At 39.9% G+C, this 17,313-nt stretch carries 17 protein-coding genes and 2 pseudogenes; 13 read left to right on the forward strand and 6 right to left on the reverse strand.

Annotated features, from left to right (window positions below):
• Positions 1–6 precede the first annotated feature (6 nt).
• The 10 genes and pseudogenes from CBM24_RS19570 to CBM24_RS19615 all read left to right on the forward strand — a co-directional run bounded on the left by CBM24_RS19570 (position 7) and on the right by CBM24_RS19615 (position 9,837).
• A complete protein-coding gene (locus CBM24_RS19570) occupies positions 7–1,254 on the forward strand; it encodes a TolC family protein (RefSeq protein WP_198385958.1) in 1,248 nt (415 codons plus the stop codon).
• On the forward strand, positions 1,251–2,513 hold the full coding sequence (locus CBM24_RS19575; RefSeq protein ID WP_198385959.1) for an efflux RND transporter periplasmic adaptor subunit: 1,263 nt from the start codon (positions 1,251–1,253) through the stop codon (positions 2,511–2,513). The genes CBM24_RS19570 and CBM24_RS19575 overlap by 4 nt, the downstream gene beginning before the upstream one ends.
• 3 nt (positions 2,514–2,516) lie before the next feature.
• On the forward strand, positions 2,517–3,734 hold the full coding sequence (locus CBM24_RS19580; RefSeq protein ID WP_088162394.1) for an efflux RND transporter periplasmic adaptor subunit: 1,218 nt from the start codon (positions 2,517–2,519) through the stop codon (positions 3,732–3,734).
• A 21-nt stretch (positions 3,735–3,755) separates the two neighbouring features.
• Positions 3,756–4,421, forward strand: a complete 666-nt coding sequence (locus CBM24_RS19585; RefSeq protein WP_088162395.1) for a DUF3347 domain-containing protein — start codon at positions 3,756–3,758, stop codon at positions 4,419–4,421.
• A gap of 11 nt (positions 4,422–4,432) precedes the next feature.
• Complete coding sequence (locus CBM24_RS19590; RefSeq protein WP_088162396.1) at positions 4,433–4,957, forward strand: DUF305 domain-containing protein; 525 nt, start codon at positions 4,433–4,435, stop codon at positions 4,955–4,957.
• A gap of 25 nt (positions 4,958–4,982) precedes the next feature.
• On the forward strand, positions 4,983–5,408 hold the full coding sequence (locus CBM24_RS19595; protein WP_088162397.1) for a hypothetical protein: 426 nt from the start codon (positions 4,983–4,985) through the stop codon (positions 5,406–5,408).
• Positions 5,409–5,431: 23 nt separating this feature from the next.
• Positions 5,432–6,010 (forward strand): DUF3347 domain-containing protein, encoded by a 579-nt coding sequence (locus CBM24_RS19600; protein ID WP_088162398.1) that lies wholly within the window; start codon positions 5,432–5,434, stop codon positions 6,008–6,010.
• 1 nt (position 6,011) lies between these two features.
• A complete protein-coding gene (locus CBM24_RS19605) occupies positions 6,012–6,467 on the forward strand; it encodes a heme-binding domain-containing protein (RefSeq protein WP_088162399.1) in 456 nt (151 codons plus the stop codon).
• Positions 6,468–6,480: 13 nt separating this feature from the next.
• A complete protein-coding gene (locus tag CBM24_RS19610) occupies positions 6,481–8,754 on the forward strand; it encodes a multicopper oxidase family protein (RefSeq protein ID WP_088162400.1) in 2,274 nt (757 codons plus the stop codon).
• A 260-nt stretch (positions 8,755–9,014) separates the two neighbouring features.
• A pseudogene (locus CBM24_RS19615) lies at positions 9,015–9,837 on the forward strand (RteC domain-containing protein).
• 6 nt (positions 9,838–9,843) lie between these two features.
• Here the strand turns inward: CBM24_RS19615 and CBM24_RS19620 are convergent.
• The 4 genes and pseudogenes from CBM24_RS19620 to CBM24_RS19635 all read right to left on the reverse strand — a co-directional run.
• Positions 9,844–11,316 (reverse strand): annotated as a pseudogene (locus tag CBM24_RS19620) (helicase-related protein); the annotation flags it as partial.
• Positions 11,253–11,660: an EamA family transporter gene (locus CBM24_RS19625; RefSeq protein WP_088162401.1), complete on the reverse strand. Its 408-nt coding sequence runs from the start codon at positions 11,658–11,660 to the stop codon at positions 11,253–11,255. The gene CBM24_RS19625 and the pseudogene CBM24_RS19620, both read right to left, overlap by 64 nt.
• 11 nt (positions 11,661–11,671) lie before the next feature.
• A complete protein-coding gene (locus CBM24_RS19630) occupies positions 11,672–12,079 on the reverse strand; it encodes an SDR family NAD(P)-dependent oxidoreductase (protein WP_198385961.1) in 408 nt (135 codons plus the stop codon).
• A 77-nt stretch (positions 12,080–12,156) separates the two neighbouring features.
• Positions 12,157–12,723 (reverse strand): Crp/Fnr family transcriptional regulator, encoded by a 567-nt coding sequence (locus tag CBM24_RS19635; RefSeq protein ID WP_088162402.1) that lies wholly within the window; start codon positions 12,721–12,723, stop codon positions 12,157–12,159.
• Between the two features lie 205 nt (positions 12,724–12,928).
• Here CBM24_RS19635 and CBM24_RS19640 point away from each other — a divergent pair, with 205 nt between their 5' ends.
• The 3 genes from CBM24_RS19640 (at position 12,929) to CBM24_RS19650 (ending at position 14,192) form a co-directional block, all read left to right on the forward strand.
• Positions 12,929–13,240, forward strand: coding sequence for a helix-turn-helix domain-containing protein (locus CBM24_RS19640; protein WP_026706479.1), 312 nt, complete (start codon positions 12,929–12,931; stop codon positions 13,238–13,240).
• Positions 13,221–13,520 carry a helix-turn-helix domain-containing protein gene (locus tag CBM24_RS19645; RefSeq protein ID WP_088162403.1) on the forward strand — a complete coding sequence of 100 codons (300 nt, stop codon included), beginning with the start codon at positions 13,221–13,223 and terminating at the stop codon, positions 13,518–13,520. The genes CBM24_RS19640 and CBM24_RS19645 overlap by 20 nt, the downstream gene beginning before the upstream one ends.
• Positions 13,521–13,793: 273 nt before the next feature.
• A complete protein-coding gene (locus tag CBM24_RS19650; protein WP_049038343.1) occupies positions 13,794–14,192 on the forward strand; it encodes a response regulator transcription factor in 399 nt (132 codons plus the stop codon).
• Positions 14,193–14,252: 60 nt separating this feature from the next.
• Here the strand turns inward: CBM24_RS19650 and chrA are convergent, their stop codons facing one another.
• Positions 14,253–15,383, reverse strand: coding sequence for a chromate efflux transporter (chrA, locus tag CBM24_RS19655; RefSeq protein WP_088162404.1), 1,131 nt, complete (start codon positions 15,381–15,383; stop codon positions 14,253–14,255).
• A 5-nt stretch (positions 15,384–15,388) separates the two neighbouring features.
• Positions 15,389–17,263 (reverse strand): metallophosphoesterase family protein, encoded by a 1,875-nt coding sequence (locus CBM24_RS19660; RefSeq protein WP_112375939.1) that lies wholly within the window; start codon positions 17,261–17,263, stop codon positions 15,389–15,391.
• Between the last annotated feature and the right edge of the window lie 50 nt (positions 17,264–17,313).

Consider the following 17,313-nt stretch of genomic DNA (forward strand, 5'->3'; position numbering starts at 1 on the left):
TCAGAAATGAAAAAGGTAATTTTTACAGCATTTATAGTATGTCTTTTTACCAATATAAATGCACAGGTGATAAGCCTCCAAAATGTTATAGATAGCATACAAACCAATCATCCCATTGTGAAGATGTACGACAATGAAATTCGCTCTATGGATGAAGCCGCAAAAGGTGCAAGAAGCTGGATGCCGCCAACAATTGGTGTTGGACAGTTTATGACACCTTACAACGTGAACCTTTGGAAAAGAGATGGTGACATGAAAGGAATGGGTTCTGCTATGCTGTCGATAGAACAGATGATACCCAATAAGAAAAAGTTGGATGCTGAAGAAGCATATATGAACGCAATGTCATCCGTAGAAAAAGAAAATAAAGGAGCAGGCATAAATGAACTGATACAGGATGCCAAACTCTTATACTCCGAATGGATTGTATTACTGAAACGGCTGGATGTAGTTGCCGAAAACGAAAAGATGCTAAACTTCATGATTAAGAATGCAGAAATCCGATATAAGAACGGAGTAGGTAAAATAGGTGCATATTATAAAGCTAAAGCAGCGCTCGGAAGCACCCGTAATATGCAGATTATGTATGAAAATGACATCAAGGAAAAACGCATCAGGTTAAATGCCCTTATGGGGCGAAACCCTATGGCTCCTTTTGAAATTGATACAATATTTTCATTCAACGATTATTCGGATATGGTATTTGATACTGCACTGTTCAACAAAAACCGGAGTGACCTGAAATCATTAGACCAGCAGATACGGTTGACAACTCTGAAACAGGAAACAGAGCGACAAAACCTGAAACCTGAATTTGGTGTTCGATTTGAAAATATGTATGGCTTTGGCGGACAGCCCATGCAATACACAGCAATGGCAATGATAAAACTGCCTTTTGTCAATTGGGCTTCAAAGATGAGCAAAGCTAATATTGCAAGTTTGAAGTGGAAAGCAGATGCCCTTAGTTCTCAAAAAAACATGATGATAAATGAATACAGCGGTATGGCATATGGCATGAGAAACGAGTTCGACCTCAAAAAAAATCAGCTTAGTCTTTATAGGGAGGACATTATACCGGCTTTGAAAAATAATTTCAAAACAATGCAGCTCGGTTACGAGCAAAATACCGAGGAATTATTTATGCTGTATGATGCATGGGAAAAACTGAACATGACACAACTGGAATACCTTGATATTTTATCAAAAGCATTTGAGATGCAAATAACAATAGACCGTTTAATTGAAAGAAAATGAAATATATAATTTGTTTTTTGATGATTATTCTTGCATTGTATAGTTGCAATAACAATACAGAGAAGACCAGTCATCCCGACAACAGTCATACTGCTAAAAATAGCCCGACATATACCTGCCCCATGCACCCCGAAGTTACCAGCAACAAGCCCGGTAAATGCCCCAAGTGCGGAATGGAATTGGAGCAAAAAACAGTAAATACAAATGGAGCGGAAAGTATTGAGTTGAATACACTGCTTAAACCAACTAATGAATTTGTCATATCAGACATTCCTACTATTAGGATGCAGTCAGAGCAAAAAGACATAACCGTACAAGCTCTTGGGAATATTGCTTATGATACCCGACAAACTGGAAATATATCCGCCAGAATATCCGGCAGGATTGAAAATCTTTATATACGTTATAAATTCCAAAAAATAGCAAAGGGGCAGAAAGTGATGGATATTTATAGCCCAGAACTGATGGAAGCACAAGCAAATTTATTGTTTCTATTAAAAAATGATGCTACGAACAATATGATGATAAATGCAGCTAAACAAAAATTGCTATTACTTGGAATGAGCGAAAACCAATTGAAGAGTATCATCCAAAAAGGAAAGCCTGATTTATCCGTATCTGTTTACAGCAACTATGCCGGACATATTCACGAAACCGGCACAGCCGGGTCAATGGGAAGTGGTACATTACCCTCAAATTCGATGGGCGAAATATCCGAAACATCTTCTGAACTTAGCCTGAAAGAAGGTATGTATGTTCAAAAAGGACAAACTATTTTTAATGTATTTAACCCGGGAAAATCGTGGGTGTTGTTAAATATTTTTCCCGAGGATGTACCACTTGTAAAGACAGGGCAAACAGTAAGTATTATACCGGAAGTAGCACCGGAGAAGAAATTTACCGGAACTATTGGGTTTATAGAACCATTTTTCAGACCCGGAAGTAAAACGTTATCAGTGCGTGTCTATTTTGATAATAGCCGTATGCACTTACCAATTGGAAGTCAGGTTAAATCTGAAATAGCAACAGATGGAATTTCCGGTAATTGGATACCTAAAGAAGCCGTCATTTCCCTTGGATTAACGAAAGTCATTTTGAAAAAAGTAGATAGAGGGTTTATCGTGAATAAAATTGAAACAGGTAATGAAGCGAACGGATATATAGAAGTATTGCAGGGGCTGTTACCCTCGGATGAGATTGCCGGAAATGCACAGTACCTTATGGATAGTGAAAGTTTTGTAAGAACAAAAAATAATTAGAATATGAAATATTATTTAGTCATAACAATTGCCCTCCTCATGTCGGTTTTGCTGTCTTGTAAAGACAATAAACATGACCATGCAGGCAATAATGATGGTAGTTACTATACCTGTTCCATGCACCCACAGGTTGTATCAGACAAACCCGGTCACTGCCCTATATGCCACATGGAGCTTGTTCGGGTTGAGAAAAGCAAACAAGCAGACCCCAATACCATTCAACTGAATAGCGAACAGATTAAGTTGGGCAACATAAAAACAGACACCTTAAAAGATGGTATTTTTGGGGATAGAGTAATACTTACAGGTGTATTAAATTTCAATCAGTACAATATGCAATCCGTAAGCTCCAGAGTTATGGGACGGGTTGAAAAACTGCATTATAAAAACGTTGGCGACTTTGTAATCAAAGGTTCCCCGTTAATGGAAATATATAGTGAAGAACTGAACAATGCAAAGCAGGAATTTTTACTGGCATTGGAAAAGAAGAAAACTTTCGGAAATATTAATTCAATAGATTTTGACCAGCTTATACAAAGTTCAAAGAACAAATTGTTATTGTGGGGCATGACGGATAATCAGGTTAGAGCTTTACAAAGTGCTGGCAAAATATCGGCAACAACTACATTTTACAGTACGGCTTCGGGATACATCACAAGTTTGCAAGTTTTAGAGGGCGGTTATGTGGCAGAAGGCGGCACGATAGTGGACTTGGCTGACCAATCTACAATTTGGGCAGAAGCACAGGCTTATTCCTCCCAAATGTCACTTATCAACCAGACAAAAACAGCAACAGTACAAATTCCTGACCTGAATAACAAAGTTATTACTGGCAAAATAGACTTTAGCAACCCCGAACTTAATCCGGCTTCAAGAATTAATTTGATACGAATTACAGTACCTAATCCAAATAAAGAGTTGAAGCCCGGAATGCCTGTATATGTTTTTCTTGAAACGCCGAAGACTAAAGGCATAACCATGCCGGTAGATGCTGTAATAAGAAATGGTAAAAGTGAAACCGTATGGGTACAAACAGGAGAAAAGACATTTAAAAGTAGAATGGTAAAAACGGGAACGGAAATAGATAACAGAATAGAAATCGTTTCAGGATTAGTAGATGGAGATATTGTAGTTGTTTCAGGTGCTTATCTTTTAAACAGCGAATACATTTTTAGGAATGGAGCAGACCCGATGGCAGGACACGACATGAGCAGTATGTAAAACTAATTTAAATAAATAAAAATGAAAAATCTAACATTATCAATCATTGCTGTTATCATGGCATTTGTAACAGTATCATGCAATCAGGTATCCAACAAAAACGAGCAGTCTTCCAATGATACTGCTGTGGTATCACAAGAACAGCCAGCTTCCCAACCAAAAGAGGATGAAACGGTAGCTGCGCCCGCTGTGAGCGAAACACCGAGCGGTCAGGAAGCAAAAGCAACAGGAAAAGAAGAAACAAAAAACTTTTCTATTGCGCCCATAGTTACCGATTATCTGTCCTTAAAGAACGCCCTTGTTTCGGACGATGACAAAGCTGCCGCCAGTTCAGGGAAAAAGCTGTTAGCTACCCTGAATAAGGTGGACATGAAAGCCGTTCCTGCCGATAAGCACAAAAAATACATGGACATAGCGGACGATGCTAAAGAACACGCAGAACATATCGGGGAAAATGTTGGCAACATCCACCACCAGCGGGAACATTTGGCTTCGCTTGGCGAAGATTTGAAAGACCTGATTGATTTGTTCGGTACATCGCAAACATTGTATCAAGACCATTGCCCGATGTTCAATGACGGCAAGGGTGCTGTTTGGTTCAGCGAAAACAAGGAAATCAAAAACCCTTACTACGGTTCTAAAATGCTGACCTGCGGTAAGGTGGAAAAAACAATTAACAGCAAATAAATTTCGGGGTTATGGAAAATATGCAAAACAGTCACCATGCGGGTCATGCCTCGGAGCATGGCACGCACAATCCAAAACATGCTTCGGGCATGTACAAACGCTTTGCGGTGATGGCTGTCGCCATGTTCGCAGTGATGTATTTTATCATGTACGCCATGATTGACGGGTGGCAGAACCTGATACCCAATATCAATAACCTGTACATGACCCTGCTGATGACCTCGGCAATGCTGCTTATCGAATTAGCGATAATGAAAGTGATGTACCCCAACGGAAAGATGAATTGGTCGATAGCCATCATCTCGGTTGCCGTTGGCATCTTTTCATGGTTTGGTATCAGGGAACAAATCAATGTCGGGGACAAGCAGTTTGCAAAGGGTATGATACCCCATCACGCAGCAGCCATCTTGATGTCCAAAAAGGCAAACCTGACCGACCCGGAACTGATAGAGCTGCAAAAAAACATACTTAAAACCCAAGCGGAAGAAATTGAACTGATGAAGCGCAAGCTAAAAGAGTTTCAAGAAAGTAAATAATAAAATTTCAAAAAACAGTTTCGACATGAGCAAAATAATAATTGGCTTTATTTCCTTATCAGCCCTGCTATTCACCGCTTGCGGGCAGGCAGGGTCAAATAAGAATGAAGCGGAACAGCATCATTCGCAGGCAACTCCGGAAAGCCACGGGCATAGTACCCAAATAGGTGAATTGGTTCCATCGGATGAAGTCTGTATGGTCAACGATGCCTATATGGGCAAAAAGCAGTTTGACGTAAAATTTGGCGGTAAAACCTACTACGGATGCTGCGAAATGTGCAAGGAGCGCATTCCAAAGGATGCCAGCGTGCGGGTAGCAACAGACCCCTATTCCCATAAGCAGGTAGACAAAGCTCTTGCGGTGATTGCCGTTACGGGAAACAACGGTGAAGTATCCTACTTTGAAAGCAGGGATAACTACACCAATTATTTAAAAAAGCAAAAACAGTAATTAACTTTTAAAATTAACTAACGATGAAATATGTAATCTCAACCGTTCTTGGTATCGCCGTATTTATATTATCGGCATGTAACGGCAATTCAGAAAAGAAGAACAGCTCTGCCGAAGCCCATACGGACACTACGGCACATGCCAATCATACTGCAAGCGCAGAGCCGACCATACCGGGTCTGTTCGGGCAGTACGGGAAGTTGGTGTCCGCTCTTTCTTCAGATGATGACAAGGAGGCGGTATTTGCGGCGCAGGGCTTGGTAAAGACACTTTACAGCTTGGATACGACCCGTTTTAATGCAGAGCAGCTAAAGGCTTATAAGGACATCTCCGCCAGCATAGAGGAAAATGGCGTGCATATAGCCGCCAACTTGGGCAGCATCCAACACCAAAGGGAACACCTTGTCATGTTGGGCGAAGACTTTTACGATTTGGCCAAATCGTTCGATTTGGGCAAACCCGTATATAAGATAGCCTGTCCCAAATTTAACGATGGAAAAGGGGCATTTTGGTTAAGCGAAACAAAGGAAATCAAAAACCCGTACTACGGTGCTAAGATGCCGGGCTGTGGCTCCGTAACGGAAACTATCACAAAGAACTGATATGTCCTTAAAAAAGAAAATCATATTGGGACTGGCTGTTATCCTCATCGGCATACAGTTCTTTCAGCCGTTACGGAACCAGTCGGATGAAGTGCCAGCCACCCATATCGAAAGGGTGTACGCCGTACCCCAAAATGTAAAGGCTATCCTTGTTCAGTCCTGTTATGACTGCCATAGCAACAATACCCATTATCCGTGGTACAGCCGTATCCAGCCCGGCGCATGGTACATGGCAGAGCATATAAAAAAGGGGAAAGAGGAACTCAACTTTAGCGAATTTGGTGACTATTCTGTCCGCAGGCAGCGAAACAAGTTCAGGGCTATGGCCGGGCAGGTTAAGGACGGGGAAATGCCGTTGTCATCATACACACTAATTCATCGCAATGCAGTATTGTCACCGGAGGATAAGCAGGTTTTGATAGCGTGGTTTAGCACAATGGAAGACAGCATTAAATAAAATTTTTCAAATCATGAATAGATATAATAAAATACCTATAAGAATTTTGCAAACAGTGCTGATACTGCTTTGCACGCAAACGCTGTTTGCACAGAGAGTGGTGCATTACGAGCTGTATGTAAAAGATACGCTTGTCAACTATGCAGGTAAGCAAAAAAGGGCAATTGCCGTAAACGGGCAAATCCCCATGCCCACCCTTACCTTTACCGAGGGCGACACTGCCGAAATAGTGGTGCACAACCAATTGAAAGAAAGCACATCACTTCACTGGCATGGTGTGTTCCTGCCCAATAAAGAAGACGGTGTGCCCTGGCTTACACAAAAACCCATCGCACCGGGCACAACCTACACCTACCGTTTTCCGATTATCCAGCATGGTACGCACTGGTACCATTCCCACTCAGGATTGCAGGAGCAGATTGGCATGTACGGAAGTTTTATCATGAAGAAAAGAAGCGATGATAAGACATTCAGAAAAGGAATTGACGATTTGCCGACCGTTCCAATTATATTAAGTGAGTGGACAAATCTTAACCCCGATAATATCAACCGTATGCTACACAATGCAAATGATTGGGCGGCCATTAAGAAAGGCGCAACACAATCATATGTTGAAGCTATTAAGGAGGGAAAATTAGGGGTAAAGGTAAAAAACGAGTGGAAGCGGATGCTGGCGATGGATGTCAGTGACGTTTACTATGATAAAATCCTAATAAATGGTAGCCATAGCACCGATTTGAAAACAATTGATGGTAAAAAGCTAAAAGCAGGCGACAAAGTCAGATTGCGTGTTTCCAATGGAGGGGCGTCTTCATATTTCTGGCTACGGTATGCTGGAGGAAAAATTACAGTAGTAGCTAATGATGGGAATGATGTTGAGCCTGTCGAGGTGGACAGGTTAATCATTGCCGTTTCTGAAACTTACGATATTGTAGTGACTATCCCTCAAGATGGTTTGGCTTACGAGTTCTTAGCAACAACCGAAGACAGGACACAATCTGCGAGTTACTTTATAGGTGATGGGGTCAAACAGCTTATTTCTCCACTCCCACGATTGAAGTATTTCGAGGGGATGAAGATGATGAACGATATGATGAAAATGAATGGCGATTTGAACGATATGGGCATGAAGATGAGCCTTAACCAAATGGACATGAATGTAGTGATGTATCCCGAAATTACCGGAGATGCAACAAAAAAAGCAGACCACAGTAAGCATGAGGGTATGGATATGGATAACGACGCTAACCGTTACAACGCTAATGCCTTGGGAGACATCAAAACATTAAATTATGCTATGTTGCAATCACCTTATAACACCTCTCTTCCAAATGATGCGCCTGTAAAAGAGTTGAAATTCACACTTACTGGCAACATGAACCGCTATGTATGGAGCATGGATAATAAAATACTTTCGGAAACTGACAAAATACCTGTAAAAAAAGGAGAAATTCTACGGATTACCATTTATAATAATTCAATGATGCGGCATCCAATGCATCTTCACGGATTTGATTTCAGGGTGATAAACGGAAAAGGCGAAAAATCGCCGCTTAAAAATGTGTTGGATATCATGCCTATGGAAACAGATACCATTGAGTTTTTAGCAAATGAGGAAGGTGATTGGTTCTTTCATTGCCATATATTATATCACATGATGGCGGGAATGAACAGGGTCTTTGAAGTTGGAGACTACAATAACCCCTATCTACCCGATAAGGCAAAAGCCTATAAAGAATTGCAAAGAGAAAGTAATATGCCTCATTTTATGGCACAAAACGATTTTGCAACCAATGGTAATGATGGAGAAGCTATGCTAATGAATGCACGCTACCAATTAGGAACAGAATGGCGTTTAGGTTACAATGATATGCACGGCTACGAGGTAGAAACACATTTAGGTAGGTATTTGGGCAGAATGCAATGGTTTATGCCGTTTATAGGTTTTGACTGGCGTTACCGAAAAATGGGGATTGACGAGCATGAGAAGAATTTGTTCGGACAAAGGAATGAAAAAAATACCCGAAGACAGTTTAGTTTGGGATTTGTCTATACGCTCCCGATGCTGGTTAATTTCCAGGCAGAGGTATATCACGATGGAATAGTCCGTTTACAATTAATGAGAGAGGATATTCCTATCACAAAAAGATTAAGAGGCGGCTTTATGGTCAATACGGACTTTGAATATATGGGAGAACTTAGGTATATTATCAATAAAAATATAGGTATACGTACCCACTATGATAGTGATATGGGTTGGGGCGTAGGGCTTGCCTTGACATATTAAAATAAAATACCAAATGGTTGGAAACTGCAAAAACCGTAGAAAAATCGGTAAATAAGCAGTTCGTGATGCGGGAAAATTCCTAAAAATTGACCTGCATCATGCTACAACTCATTAAAGTATGCAACAAAAATCTATCTATCGTTCCATCATCAATACGGTAGAGGTTGAATTTTTTTAAGCAGTAATTGCATCATAAGCTAATACGAACAGTGTTAGCTTTTCTGTATTAACCAATAATATATTACATCAAAATGAAGCGAATGGATAAATTTTACAATGAAACATATCTTAAATTGGAAACTGCAATCCAGGAACTGGAGATTGAAACCGACTGCCCCATAAAAAGAATTGAAGCCGTTATACACCATATCATACAAAGCCTTGCCGACTTAAAGGACTTTGTACTGAAAAATGACTTTAAGAATATGGAAGAAGAAATCCATTTTTTCAAGTATCAGAAACCTGTTATTGTTTCAAAGCTCATCTACTACAATGCCATCTATAAAATCGAAACAAGAAGACCCTACGGGAACAAGCGTACCAAGAAATATTTTACCAAAGAACTGAAAAAGCTAAAAAGGTTCTTTGAAAACAACCTTGATTTTTACAAGTATTACCGCAGCAATAATTCTTTCGTTGACGAAAAATTCTTTGTGCGTGGCAAGCACGATATAAGGCTGTGGTTAGACACATTTTATTTTGAAGCAGACCATCGTTTTTCTACTTCACACGATTATAAGGTTGCCAAGATTATTGCCAATGACCTGATACAAGTTTATTTGGAAGACAGGCTCAATAACATCAATGTGAAAAGGGGTTCGGACAATTCATTGAAATGGACGGCAAGCAAAACGGCACTGACTGAACTCATATATGCACTGTACTCCCACGGTGTATTTAACAATGGGAATACAGATATAAAATTGATTGCTAAAGCATTTGAAGATGCCTTTAATATTGAATTGGGCGATTTTTACCATACGTTTATGGAACTGAAAGCCCGTAAGATAAACCGAACCAAATTCCTTGACAGCCTGTGTGAAGCCCTAATAAAAAAAAATGGACGAAAAGGACGAAAAGTAACGACTATTATAATACGCCACGAGGTGAATGAACGCCTTTTGTCCGTATAATGCTTTCCTGCACCTTTGGGGCTTCATTCTGCTTTTCTGCCTGCTCCGAAGCATCTTGTTTGGTTTCCGGCGTAATAGATAGCTGTATCTTTCTTTCTACGGCAGCCAGTTCCGTTTTAAGATCACTCAATCGACTTTCCTTAGCCCAAGTACCGTTAACCACTTCCTGAAGTATCGGTAGGTCTTTTGGTATTTCAGCGATTTTCTCCTGCTCCTGCTTCACAAAGCCCGGCAGTTTTTCCAAAGCCCTTAAAAAATTCATTGCGGCGGTTTCGGGGTCTTTTGCCATCAGACCGTTATTGTAGGTGTACTTGATATTGCCCTCGCCAGTTATAAAAAATCTATTGACCCTTTCGAGTGTTGAATTATCCTTTGGAAGTTCTGTTTTAACCAATAATTGAAACCCGTAGAGGTTGCCTATTTCACGATAGTCGCCTGCCGTGCGGGCTTTGTTCGCAATCTCGTTCAGTTTTGCGCCTATTTGTTTCGGATTTGCATTGGGCGGCAAGCCATCTAACAGCACAGGGTTTTCGATTGTACCGTCCGAACGCTTTTGCAGGCGTTGCTGTAAGTTTTCCCAGTCGGTACTCATCCGGCTCAAACGGGATTGAGTGCTTTGCAACATTTCCATATAATCCTGTACCTTAAATTTGGCACTGGATTTAGAGCGGTTGAACGCCTGCTTTTCGCTTTCCAGTCCTGCAATCTGTTTTTCCAGTTTGGCTTTATCCAACAGGTCTGTATTTCCTGACAGGATTGCCACATATTCCGAAAAGTTCATTCCCGATTTTTCGTCCATACTTCCCTCGTCAATCGTTCTTTTGGTCAGGTTGTTAGTCTTTAACTGGTCGATGAAAAGCTGCTTATTATACAGCAGGTTGAATTTGTAACTGTCCAACGATTTTTCAACTGCATAGATAATCACAGCAACTTTATTATCGGCAAAGAATTTGGCAATCTCATTGCCTTTTCTGATTGCCCGCCCGTCCCTTTGGGCAAGGTCAGACGGTCGCCACGGTGTATCTAAATGATGAACGGCAACAGCTCTTTTCTGTGCGTTTACGCCAGTTCCGAGCATACTTGTAGAACCGAACAGTACACGGATTTTGCCCTCGTTCATTCCGTTGATAAGTTCCTTACGTTGCTTATCATTTTTCGCTTCCTGAATAAACCTTACTTCGTGCGCAGGTATGCCGTGGTCTTCCACGAGTTTGCGTTTTATTTCGGAGTACACGTTCCATTCGCCGGGCTTGTAGGTTCCCAAATCGGAGAAAACGAACTGCGTTCCTTTCTGTGAGTTGAACTGGTTGTAATACTTGGCGATATTTACCGCACAATGCGAAGCCTTGTTGTCGGGATGGTCACTTACCATACGCATATCGAGCGACATCTTACGGGCATAGTCCGTCGCAATGAGCATCTTTGCTGCTCGCCTAAAAACAGGACGGCGATGATGATTGTAAGGGCTACGCTTAGCTTATCAACGGCTGCCACCTGCGATACTTTTCCTAATTGCAGGGCTTTGAAATAGAATAGCCACGACAAACCTGTGGCTATTCCTGAAATAATAAGAAAAGTGATATTCTGTTTTGACAAAGTGCTAATTCCTTTTGCTTCGCCTCTTGCCATTACGATGCTCCATATCATTATCAATATGACCACCGTACGTATCCCGGTTGCAAGATTGGAATTGACGTTTGCTACGCCCAGCTTACCGAATATGGCGGTAAGTGCAGCAAACAAAGCGGATAATAAAGCATAAACTAACCACATAATAAACTGATTTAAAAATTCTGTACTAACCCGATACCGAAGCCTTTGTTCTGATAGTAAGGCATAACCAAAGTTGCCTTTTTCTTTTCCTTGCCAGTTAGCAAGCCATTGATTTTAGGAAAGAGCCAATAAGCCAGCTCACTTCCTCCGTTGATGCCTGCGTTATTGATAAGTACATCCAAAACCGAAACCTTGTTGCCTATTTCTTCCCGTGCCAGCCGTACCGATGCAGGGTCAGTAACATCTAGTTCTACGGCTTCTACATTTGAAAAGCCTTCTGCATTCAGTTTCTGAACTGCCTGCAAACCGTTCTCGATATTACGGCTTCCAATAAATACGAAAAATCCCTTTTCTAAAAGCTGTCTGGCAGTTTCAAAACCGATGCCTTTGTTTGCTCCTGTAATTAATACTGTTTTCATTTTTTGTAATTTTTAAATTTCAATACAAAATTGAGGTATTAGACAGCGGCATCATTTACCAAATGGTAAAAAGTGTATCAGCGGATGTTTTTCCGTATTCTGCTAAGAGATTGTTGTGTAACCCCTAAATAGGAAGCTATGTATGATAATGGAACACGGTTGGTCAATGAAGGATAATTTTCCAAAAATTCAAGGTATCTTGTTGTAGCGTCCTGCGAAATTACCGGGCCTTTCCTTGATTTTTGGTACATGCACAGCTGCACCATTTTATTTTTAATATTCTCCCAACCAACGATAATATGGGATAGTTCTTCCCAATTCTTCTTTGAAAATACGATAAGACTACAATCTGTAATAGCTTGCAAGTACTCAGATGACGTAGCATTCGCCTCGAAGTTGACATAATCACATACCAGGCTGTTTTCGCTGATGAAGCAACGGGTAATTTCTTCACCTTTATTATTGTAATAACAGCCACGAATAACTCCTTCTACTATAAACCCAACCTGCTTTGGAATTTTCCCCGCCTCAGAAAAATAATCCTCTTTTTTTAATTGCAGGATTTGTCCCTTGCTTATTACAAGTTCAATTTGCTGCTTGTTAAGATTTCCAAATTGCAGAATATATTCAATCAGTTCTTCCATATGTGCAAGTTAAAAATAATATCATTTGGCATATTTACCATTTGGTAAAAAATCAACTGTGATAGCTAATTATTGATTTATTAAAACCATCAAATAACTGCTCTTGTCCAGCCAAATGCTGCCTTCCAGTGCCAATGAGTACAATATAGAAAAATACGAAAAAAGACTTTATAAATTAGATTTTGAAATAAAAAACAAGTTGGATATGGAAGTCTTAGCAATACAAAAGTCCGCACTAGACGGAATGAAAAATGAGCTAAAAGCACTTTTGGAACTGACCGAAAATGCCACACAGAAATATACGCCCATTTTTAAAGAGGAACAGTGGCTTGATAACCAAGAAGTGTGCCTGATGATGAACATTACCAAACGGACTTTACAGACCTACAAAAGCAAAGGACTTTTACCGTATTCAAAACTGAACCGCAAAAATTATTATAAACGCTCGGATGTACAGACTTTGCTCGAAGCCAGACAGCCGGACAATACTACTGAAAATGGATTTATTCACGAATGATAGTGACGAAATCATTGCCCACAGGGAAATGATTACACAGCTACGCACCCGTATTGAAAGCATATTGAAAAACTACCGTCCTGTAATGAACGGTGAAATATATCTTTCAGGCGAAGACGTGTGTAAACTGTTACACATCAGCAGACGGACTTTACAGCAATATCGTGATGACCAAATACTCCCATACATCCAGATAGGCGGCAAAATCATTTTTAAGCAAACCGACCTTTTACGGATACTTGAACAAAACTATGTCTGCAATGGACAAAAGAACAAATAACGGATTTCAAGCAATCATATTTCTATATCGAAACGAGTTTAGTATCTTTGCTATGTAAAATATAGAAATACTTAAAGTGTTTTTGCTTTAAGTCCCACATTGAAAACTGGTAATTTTTAGACAACGGGACGATAAGGAAGAACGCTCATGCCATAGGCGTGGGCGCTCGCTTATTCGTTGTCGGGTATACCAGTACCTCAATGTGCGGTAAGTGTAGTTGCCTGCGCTTTCTTTTTGTGCAGGAACTTCATCTAACTCAAAAAAAGGTAACGTATGAAAACTGGTACTGTACAAGAAACAATCTCCCTGTCTTTTATCAATGACAAAAGCCCTGTAACCGATAACATCTGCAAAGATCTCGCTGCATCTGGAATGGAAATCCTATCTAGGTCAGAAAGCATAGAAAACGGGTTATCACAGTTGTCTTCATTGAACAAAATCCCCAAAGTCTGTATTATTGACTTGGATTTTTACGACCAAAATGTGCTTAAACAGCTTCAAGAATTAAGGAAAGAGTACCCTGCAATCAAACTGGTTGCCCATAGCGATATTGATGATGAGAAAGTTGGGAAATCTCTTTTAGAGATTGGGTTTTCAAGTTATCTACTACTTGGAAGCGATGTTGATGATTTTGAAAGAGTAATAGAAACCGTTATCGGTATGGACAGTTAATCTGAGAAAGTTACGAATTTGTACAGTTTCTCCTTATGAAGATAATAATCTAAATTTTTATCAAATTTGAAATAATACATATCCTAATAAGGAACCGCCCAAAACTATAACAGCACTATTTAATTTTTTGTATCCAAAAGTTATTGCAATGCTCAAAACTGCAATTAACATCGTCCGCCAATCAGTAATAGTTTCTTTACCCATTTCGTAACACACCGCTATGATTATGGCTACCGATGCTACATTCACGGCATCTAAAAAGGAAGATAATCCTTTAGAATTTCGTAGCTTTTTCATTAACGGATTAAGCAGTGCCACAAAAACAAATGATGGCAGGAAAATGGCAATAGTTGAGATAATGGCTCCTGAAAGCCCATTGATTTGAAAGCCAATAAACGTTACCGATGAAAAAACAGGACCGGGTGTGAACTGTCCTACCGCAATGGCATCCATTAGTTGCTGTCTTGTGAGCAGACCTGTTGCAACCAATTCTGTATCTAAAAAGGCAAACAGCACATATCCGCTCCCATAAAGTATGGAGCCAATTTTAAGAAATGTCCAAAACAGTTTGGCATTTGTCGCTGTCCAAAAAGTTGTCTGTGTAATTTGAAGAAAGGTAAACGGAACAATACTTTGCAAAGTATCATTTTGCCTGTTCTGAACCGTGTGCAATCCAAATGCTAACAAACCTGCACCAAACATTAAATAAATTTCATTAACTCCAAACACCGCTGCGAACAAAACAGCAATACCAATAAGAGCTAAATTTATGGATTTGACAGATTGTTTTGCCAATGGATAAATTGCTGCCAGAATAATGGCTATTATAGCAGGTTTGATACCATAGATAAAAGGTTGTACTTCGGGTAGCTGTCCGTAAAGATTATATAAATATGCGAAAATTCCAGTGATAAATACGGCAGGCAGAATAAAGCATAAACCTGCTGTTAACAATCCTTTCCAACCGTCTTTATCATAGCCAATATGAATAGCCATTTCCGTGCTGTTAGGTCCTGGAATAAGGTTGGTAGCACCCAGTAGATCCAAAAAATGCTGTTCACTCATCCATTTTCGTTTAACCACCACTTCGTCACGCATCATGGCAATATGTGCTGCCGGACCTCCAAACCCTATAATACCTAACTTACCGAAAACTTTTGCGATTTCTTTTACGTTTACATTCTCTTGCATTTTAATTATCTTAATTCGACTTCATCTATTTGATTTAAAGTGTCCGGATTGAATACTTTCATTGTTATTTTTTTTCCCTCCACATAAAACAGGCAAAGTGCATTTTCCACGCTAAATGACTGGGTATGCTTACTCCATGGCAATACTTCCTGACCATAATAAGGAGCTCCTGCTGCACCATTATTGATTTGATAGATTGGGCGCGATACATTAAGTTTTTTATGCGGATAATTCTCGGGGTAAATTGGCATATCAGCCGTCAGTTTTAACCAGTTATAGTTATGTTCATCGCCTGTAAGCATCCCCACCACTTTCTTACTTTGATTAATCAAAATATCTAAATATTCATCTCTGCGTTCTATAATTCCTTTATCAACGGGCTTTCCTCCAATGTAGGGTCTTTTTTCGTTGTTACCGCTGTACCACATCACATCTTTACTGTGTCCTCCATTAGGAAATGCAGGAGTATGTTGTGTAAGAAAAATATGGTCAATATTCTTGTCTCTTTCCAATTTTGAGATCGTTTCACGAAGCCATTGAAGTTGGTTATCCATTAAATACCCATGCAACCCTCCGCTGGAAGCCGTTTGATTAGCAATGGAAGGTGCATACCAGTAATTGCTATTAAGGACAATCATCGCCACGTTTCCGTAGGTATAATAAAACACATTTTCCTTATAGGAAGGGAAGTCTATATTTTTAGGGTCAGGGTCATACTTGTTATCATCCTCGTTATCTGGACCATTTTCAGGATTTACAAATTCCTCTGCAAAAAGTGCTTCTGCTGATTGGGTCTCATAAGGAAAAGCATCAATAAATGCCTGTTGCTTGCCGTTTTCATCTTTAAAAATAAGACCTAATGCTTCATGATTACCCATACCTATATAAAAGGGCATGTAGTGCCAAAATGGTTCAATGGATTTTTTCCAGTTAGAATATTCCAGTCTCTGCTGTTCTTTACTGCTCAAATAGCCGTTAATCATATCACCGGTGAATTGCATAAAGCGCACGTCCTTCATGTGAGCAAGTGCAGCCATTTTTTTCATTATGTAGGCGTTGGCTCCAAGGATTTTCCGTTCACCTCCACCTGTAGCATGGCGGCTGTCGCTTGCATAACCAAATACGAACGCTTCTCTGCTGCCTTTAGATGGTGCAGTTTTAAGATGATACGATTGCGATTGTATCCCATATTTTACCTTATAGTTGTGCTTTGTATTTGGGGTAAGTCCTGCTATATTCCAGCGATGCAGCGTTGTTTCGTGCTCATCTTTATAAACTTTGCCATTGATTTCAATTTCGGCCTTTACGGGATGTGTGGTTTTGCACCAGATTACAGCAGAGTTATCAGTAAGCATATTTACAAAAGGTCCTTCATAAATTGCCGGTATGACTTCAAATGGTCCTTCACCTTTTAAAGCAATTATGCCATCAAACAAAAGCATACCCTGCTCATCAGCAATTCGGTAGCCAAGGTTCAGGTACCCATTTTTCTTCCAGTCTACAAAATCATACGGATACTTGAAATCCTCTTTTATATTGAGCTCTATTTTACCGTCTTCAATTTTGACGGTTTTTCGATATACGGGAAGGGGATGCGGAACTTTTCCGTAAGGGATCAAGCCATAGGTTACCGTGCCTTTTAAAGTCCCAAAATCCATCTGAACCCCATTTTCAGTAGCTTCCGGTTTACCAAGAAGTTGTTCGATCGTTAGTGGATTTTTAAATTCTTCAGCAAAGTATTTTTCACCCTTATTTTCAAAATATAATCTTCCATTAGTATCATAGCCCAGGTTACTGTATGTAGCAGGAATTTTAGGAAGTTGTGCCATTGCTGTTGTAGCAAACATTAACGCAATAGCAGAAAATAGTATCTTATTCATATAAATTGTCTAAAATGATATGTTATATTTAAGTGATTGAAATTGTCCTA

The sequence above is a fragment of the Sphingobacterium sp. G1-14 genome, from assembly GCF_002196555.1.
Classification (GTDB): domain Bacteria; phylum Bacteroidota; class Bacteroidia; order Sphingobacteriales; family Sphingobacteriaceae; genus Sphingobacterium; species Sphingobacterium siyangense.

Bases quoted from the DNA above. Each gene is read 5' to 3' on its own strand.
- CBM24_RS19570 (WP_198385958.1), top strand. From the start codon at position 7: ATGAAAAAGGTAATTTTTACAGCATTTATAGTATGTCTTTTTACCAAT.
- CBM24_RS19575 (WP_198385959.1), top strand. From the start codon at position 1,251: ATGAAATATATAATTTGTTTTTTGATGATTATTCTTGCATTGTATAGT.
- CBM24_RS19580 (WP_088162394.1), top strand. From the start codon at position 2,517: ATGAAATATTATTTAGTCATAACAATTGCCCTCCTCATGTCGGTTTTG.
- CBM24_RS19585 (WP_088162395.1), top strand. From the start codon at position 3,756: ATGAAAAATCTAACATTATCAATCATTGCTGTTATCATGGCATTTGTA.
- CBM24_RS19590 (WP_088162396.1), top strand. From the start codon at position 4,433: ATGGAAAATATGCAAAACAGTCACCATGCGGGTCATGCCTCGGAGCAT.
- CBM24_RS19595 (WP_088162397.1), top strand. From the start codon at position 4,983: ATGAGCAAAATAATAATTGGCTTTATTTCCTTATCAGCCCTGCTATTC.
- CBM24_RS19600 (WP_088162398.1), top strand. From the start codon at position 5,432: ATGAAATATGTAATCTCAACCGTTCTTGGTATCGCCGTATTTATATTA.
- CBM24_RS19605 (WP_088162399.1), top strand. From the start codon at position 6,012: ATGTCCTTAAAAAAGAAAATCATATTGGGACTGGCTGTTATCCTCATC.
- CBM24_RS19610 (WP_088162400.1), top strand. From the start codon at position 6,481: ATGAATAGATATAATAAAATACCTATAAGAATTTTGCAAACAGTGCTG.
- CBM24_RS19625 (WP_088162401.1), bottom strand. From the start codon at position 11,660: ATGTGGTTAGTTTATGCTTTATTATCCGCTTTGTTTGCTGCACTTACC.
- CBM24_RS19630 (WP_198385961.1), bottom strand. From the start codon at position 12,079: ATGAAAACAGTATTAATTACAGGAGCAAACAAAGGCATCGGTTTTGAA.
- CBM24_RS19635 (WP_088162402.1), bottom strand. From the start codon at position 12,723: ATGGAAGAACTGATTGAATATATTCTGCAATTTGGAAATCTTAACAAG.
- CBM24_RS19640 (WP_026706479.1), top strand. From the start codon at position 12,929: ATGGAAGTCTTAGCAATACAAAAGTCCGCACTAGACGGAATGAAAAAT.
- CBM24_RS19645 (WP_088162403.1), top strand. From the start codon at position 13,221: ATGGATTTATTCACGAATGATAGTGACGAAATCATTGCCCACAGGGAA.
- CBM24_RS19650 (WP_049038343.1), top strand. From the start codon at position 13,794: ATGAAAACTGGTACTGTACAAGAAACAATCTCCCTGTCTTTTATCAAT.
- chrA (WP_088162404.1), bottom strand. From the start codon at position 15,383: ATGCAAGAGAATGTAAACGTAAAAGAAATCGCAAAAGTTTTCGGTAAG.
- CBM24_RS19660 (WP_112375939.1), bottom strand. From the start codon at position 17,263: ATGAATAAGATACTATTTTCTGCTATTGCGTTAATGTTTGCTACAACA.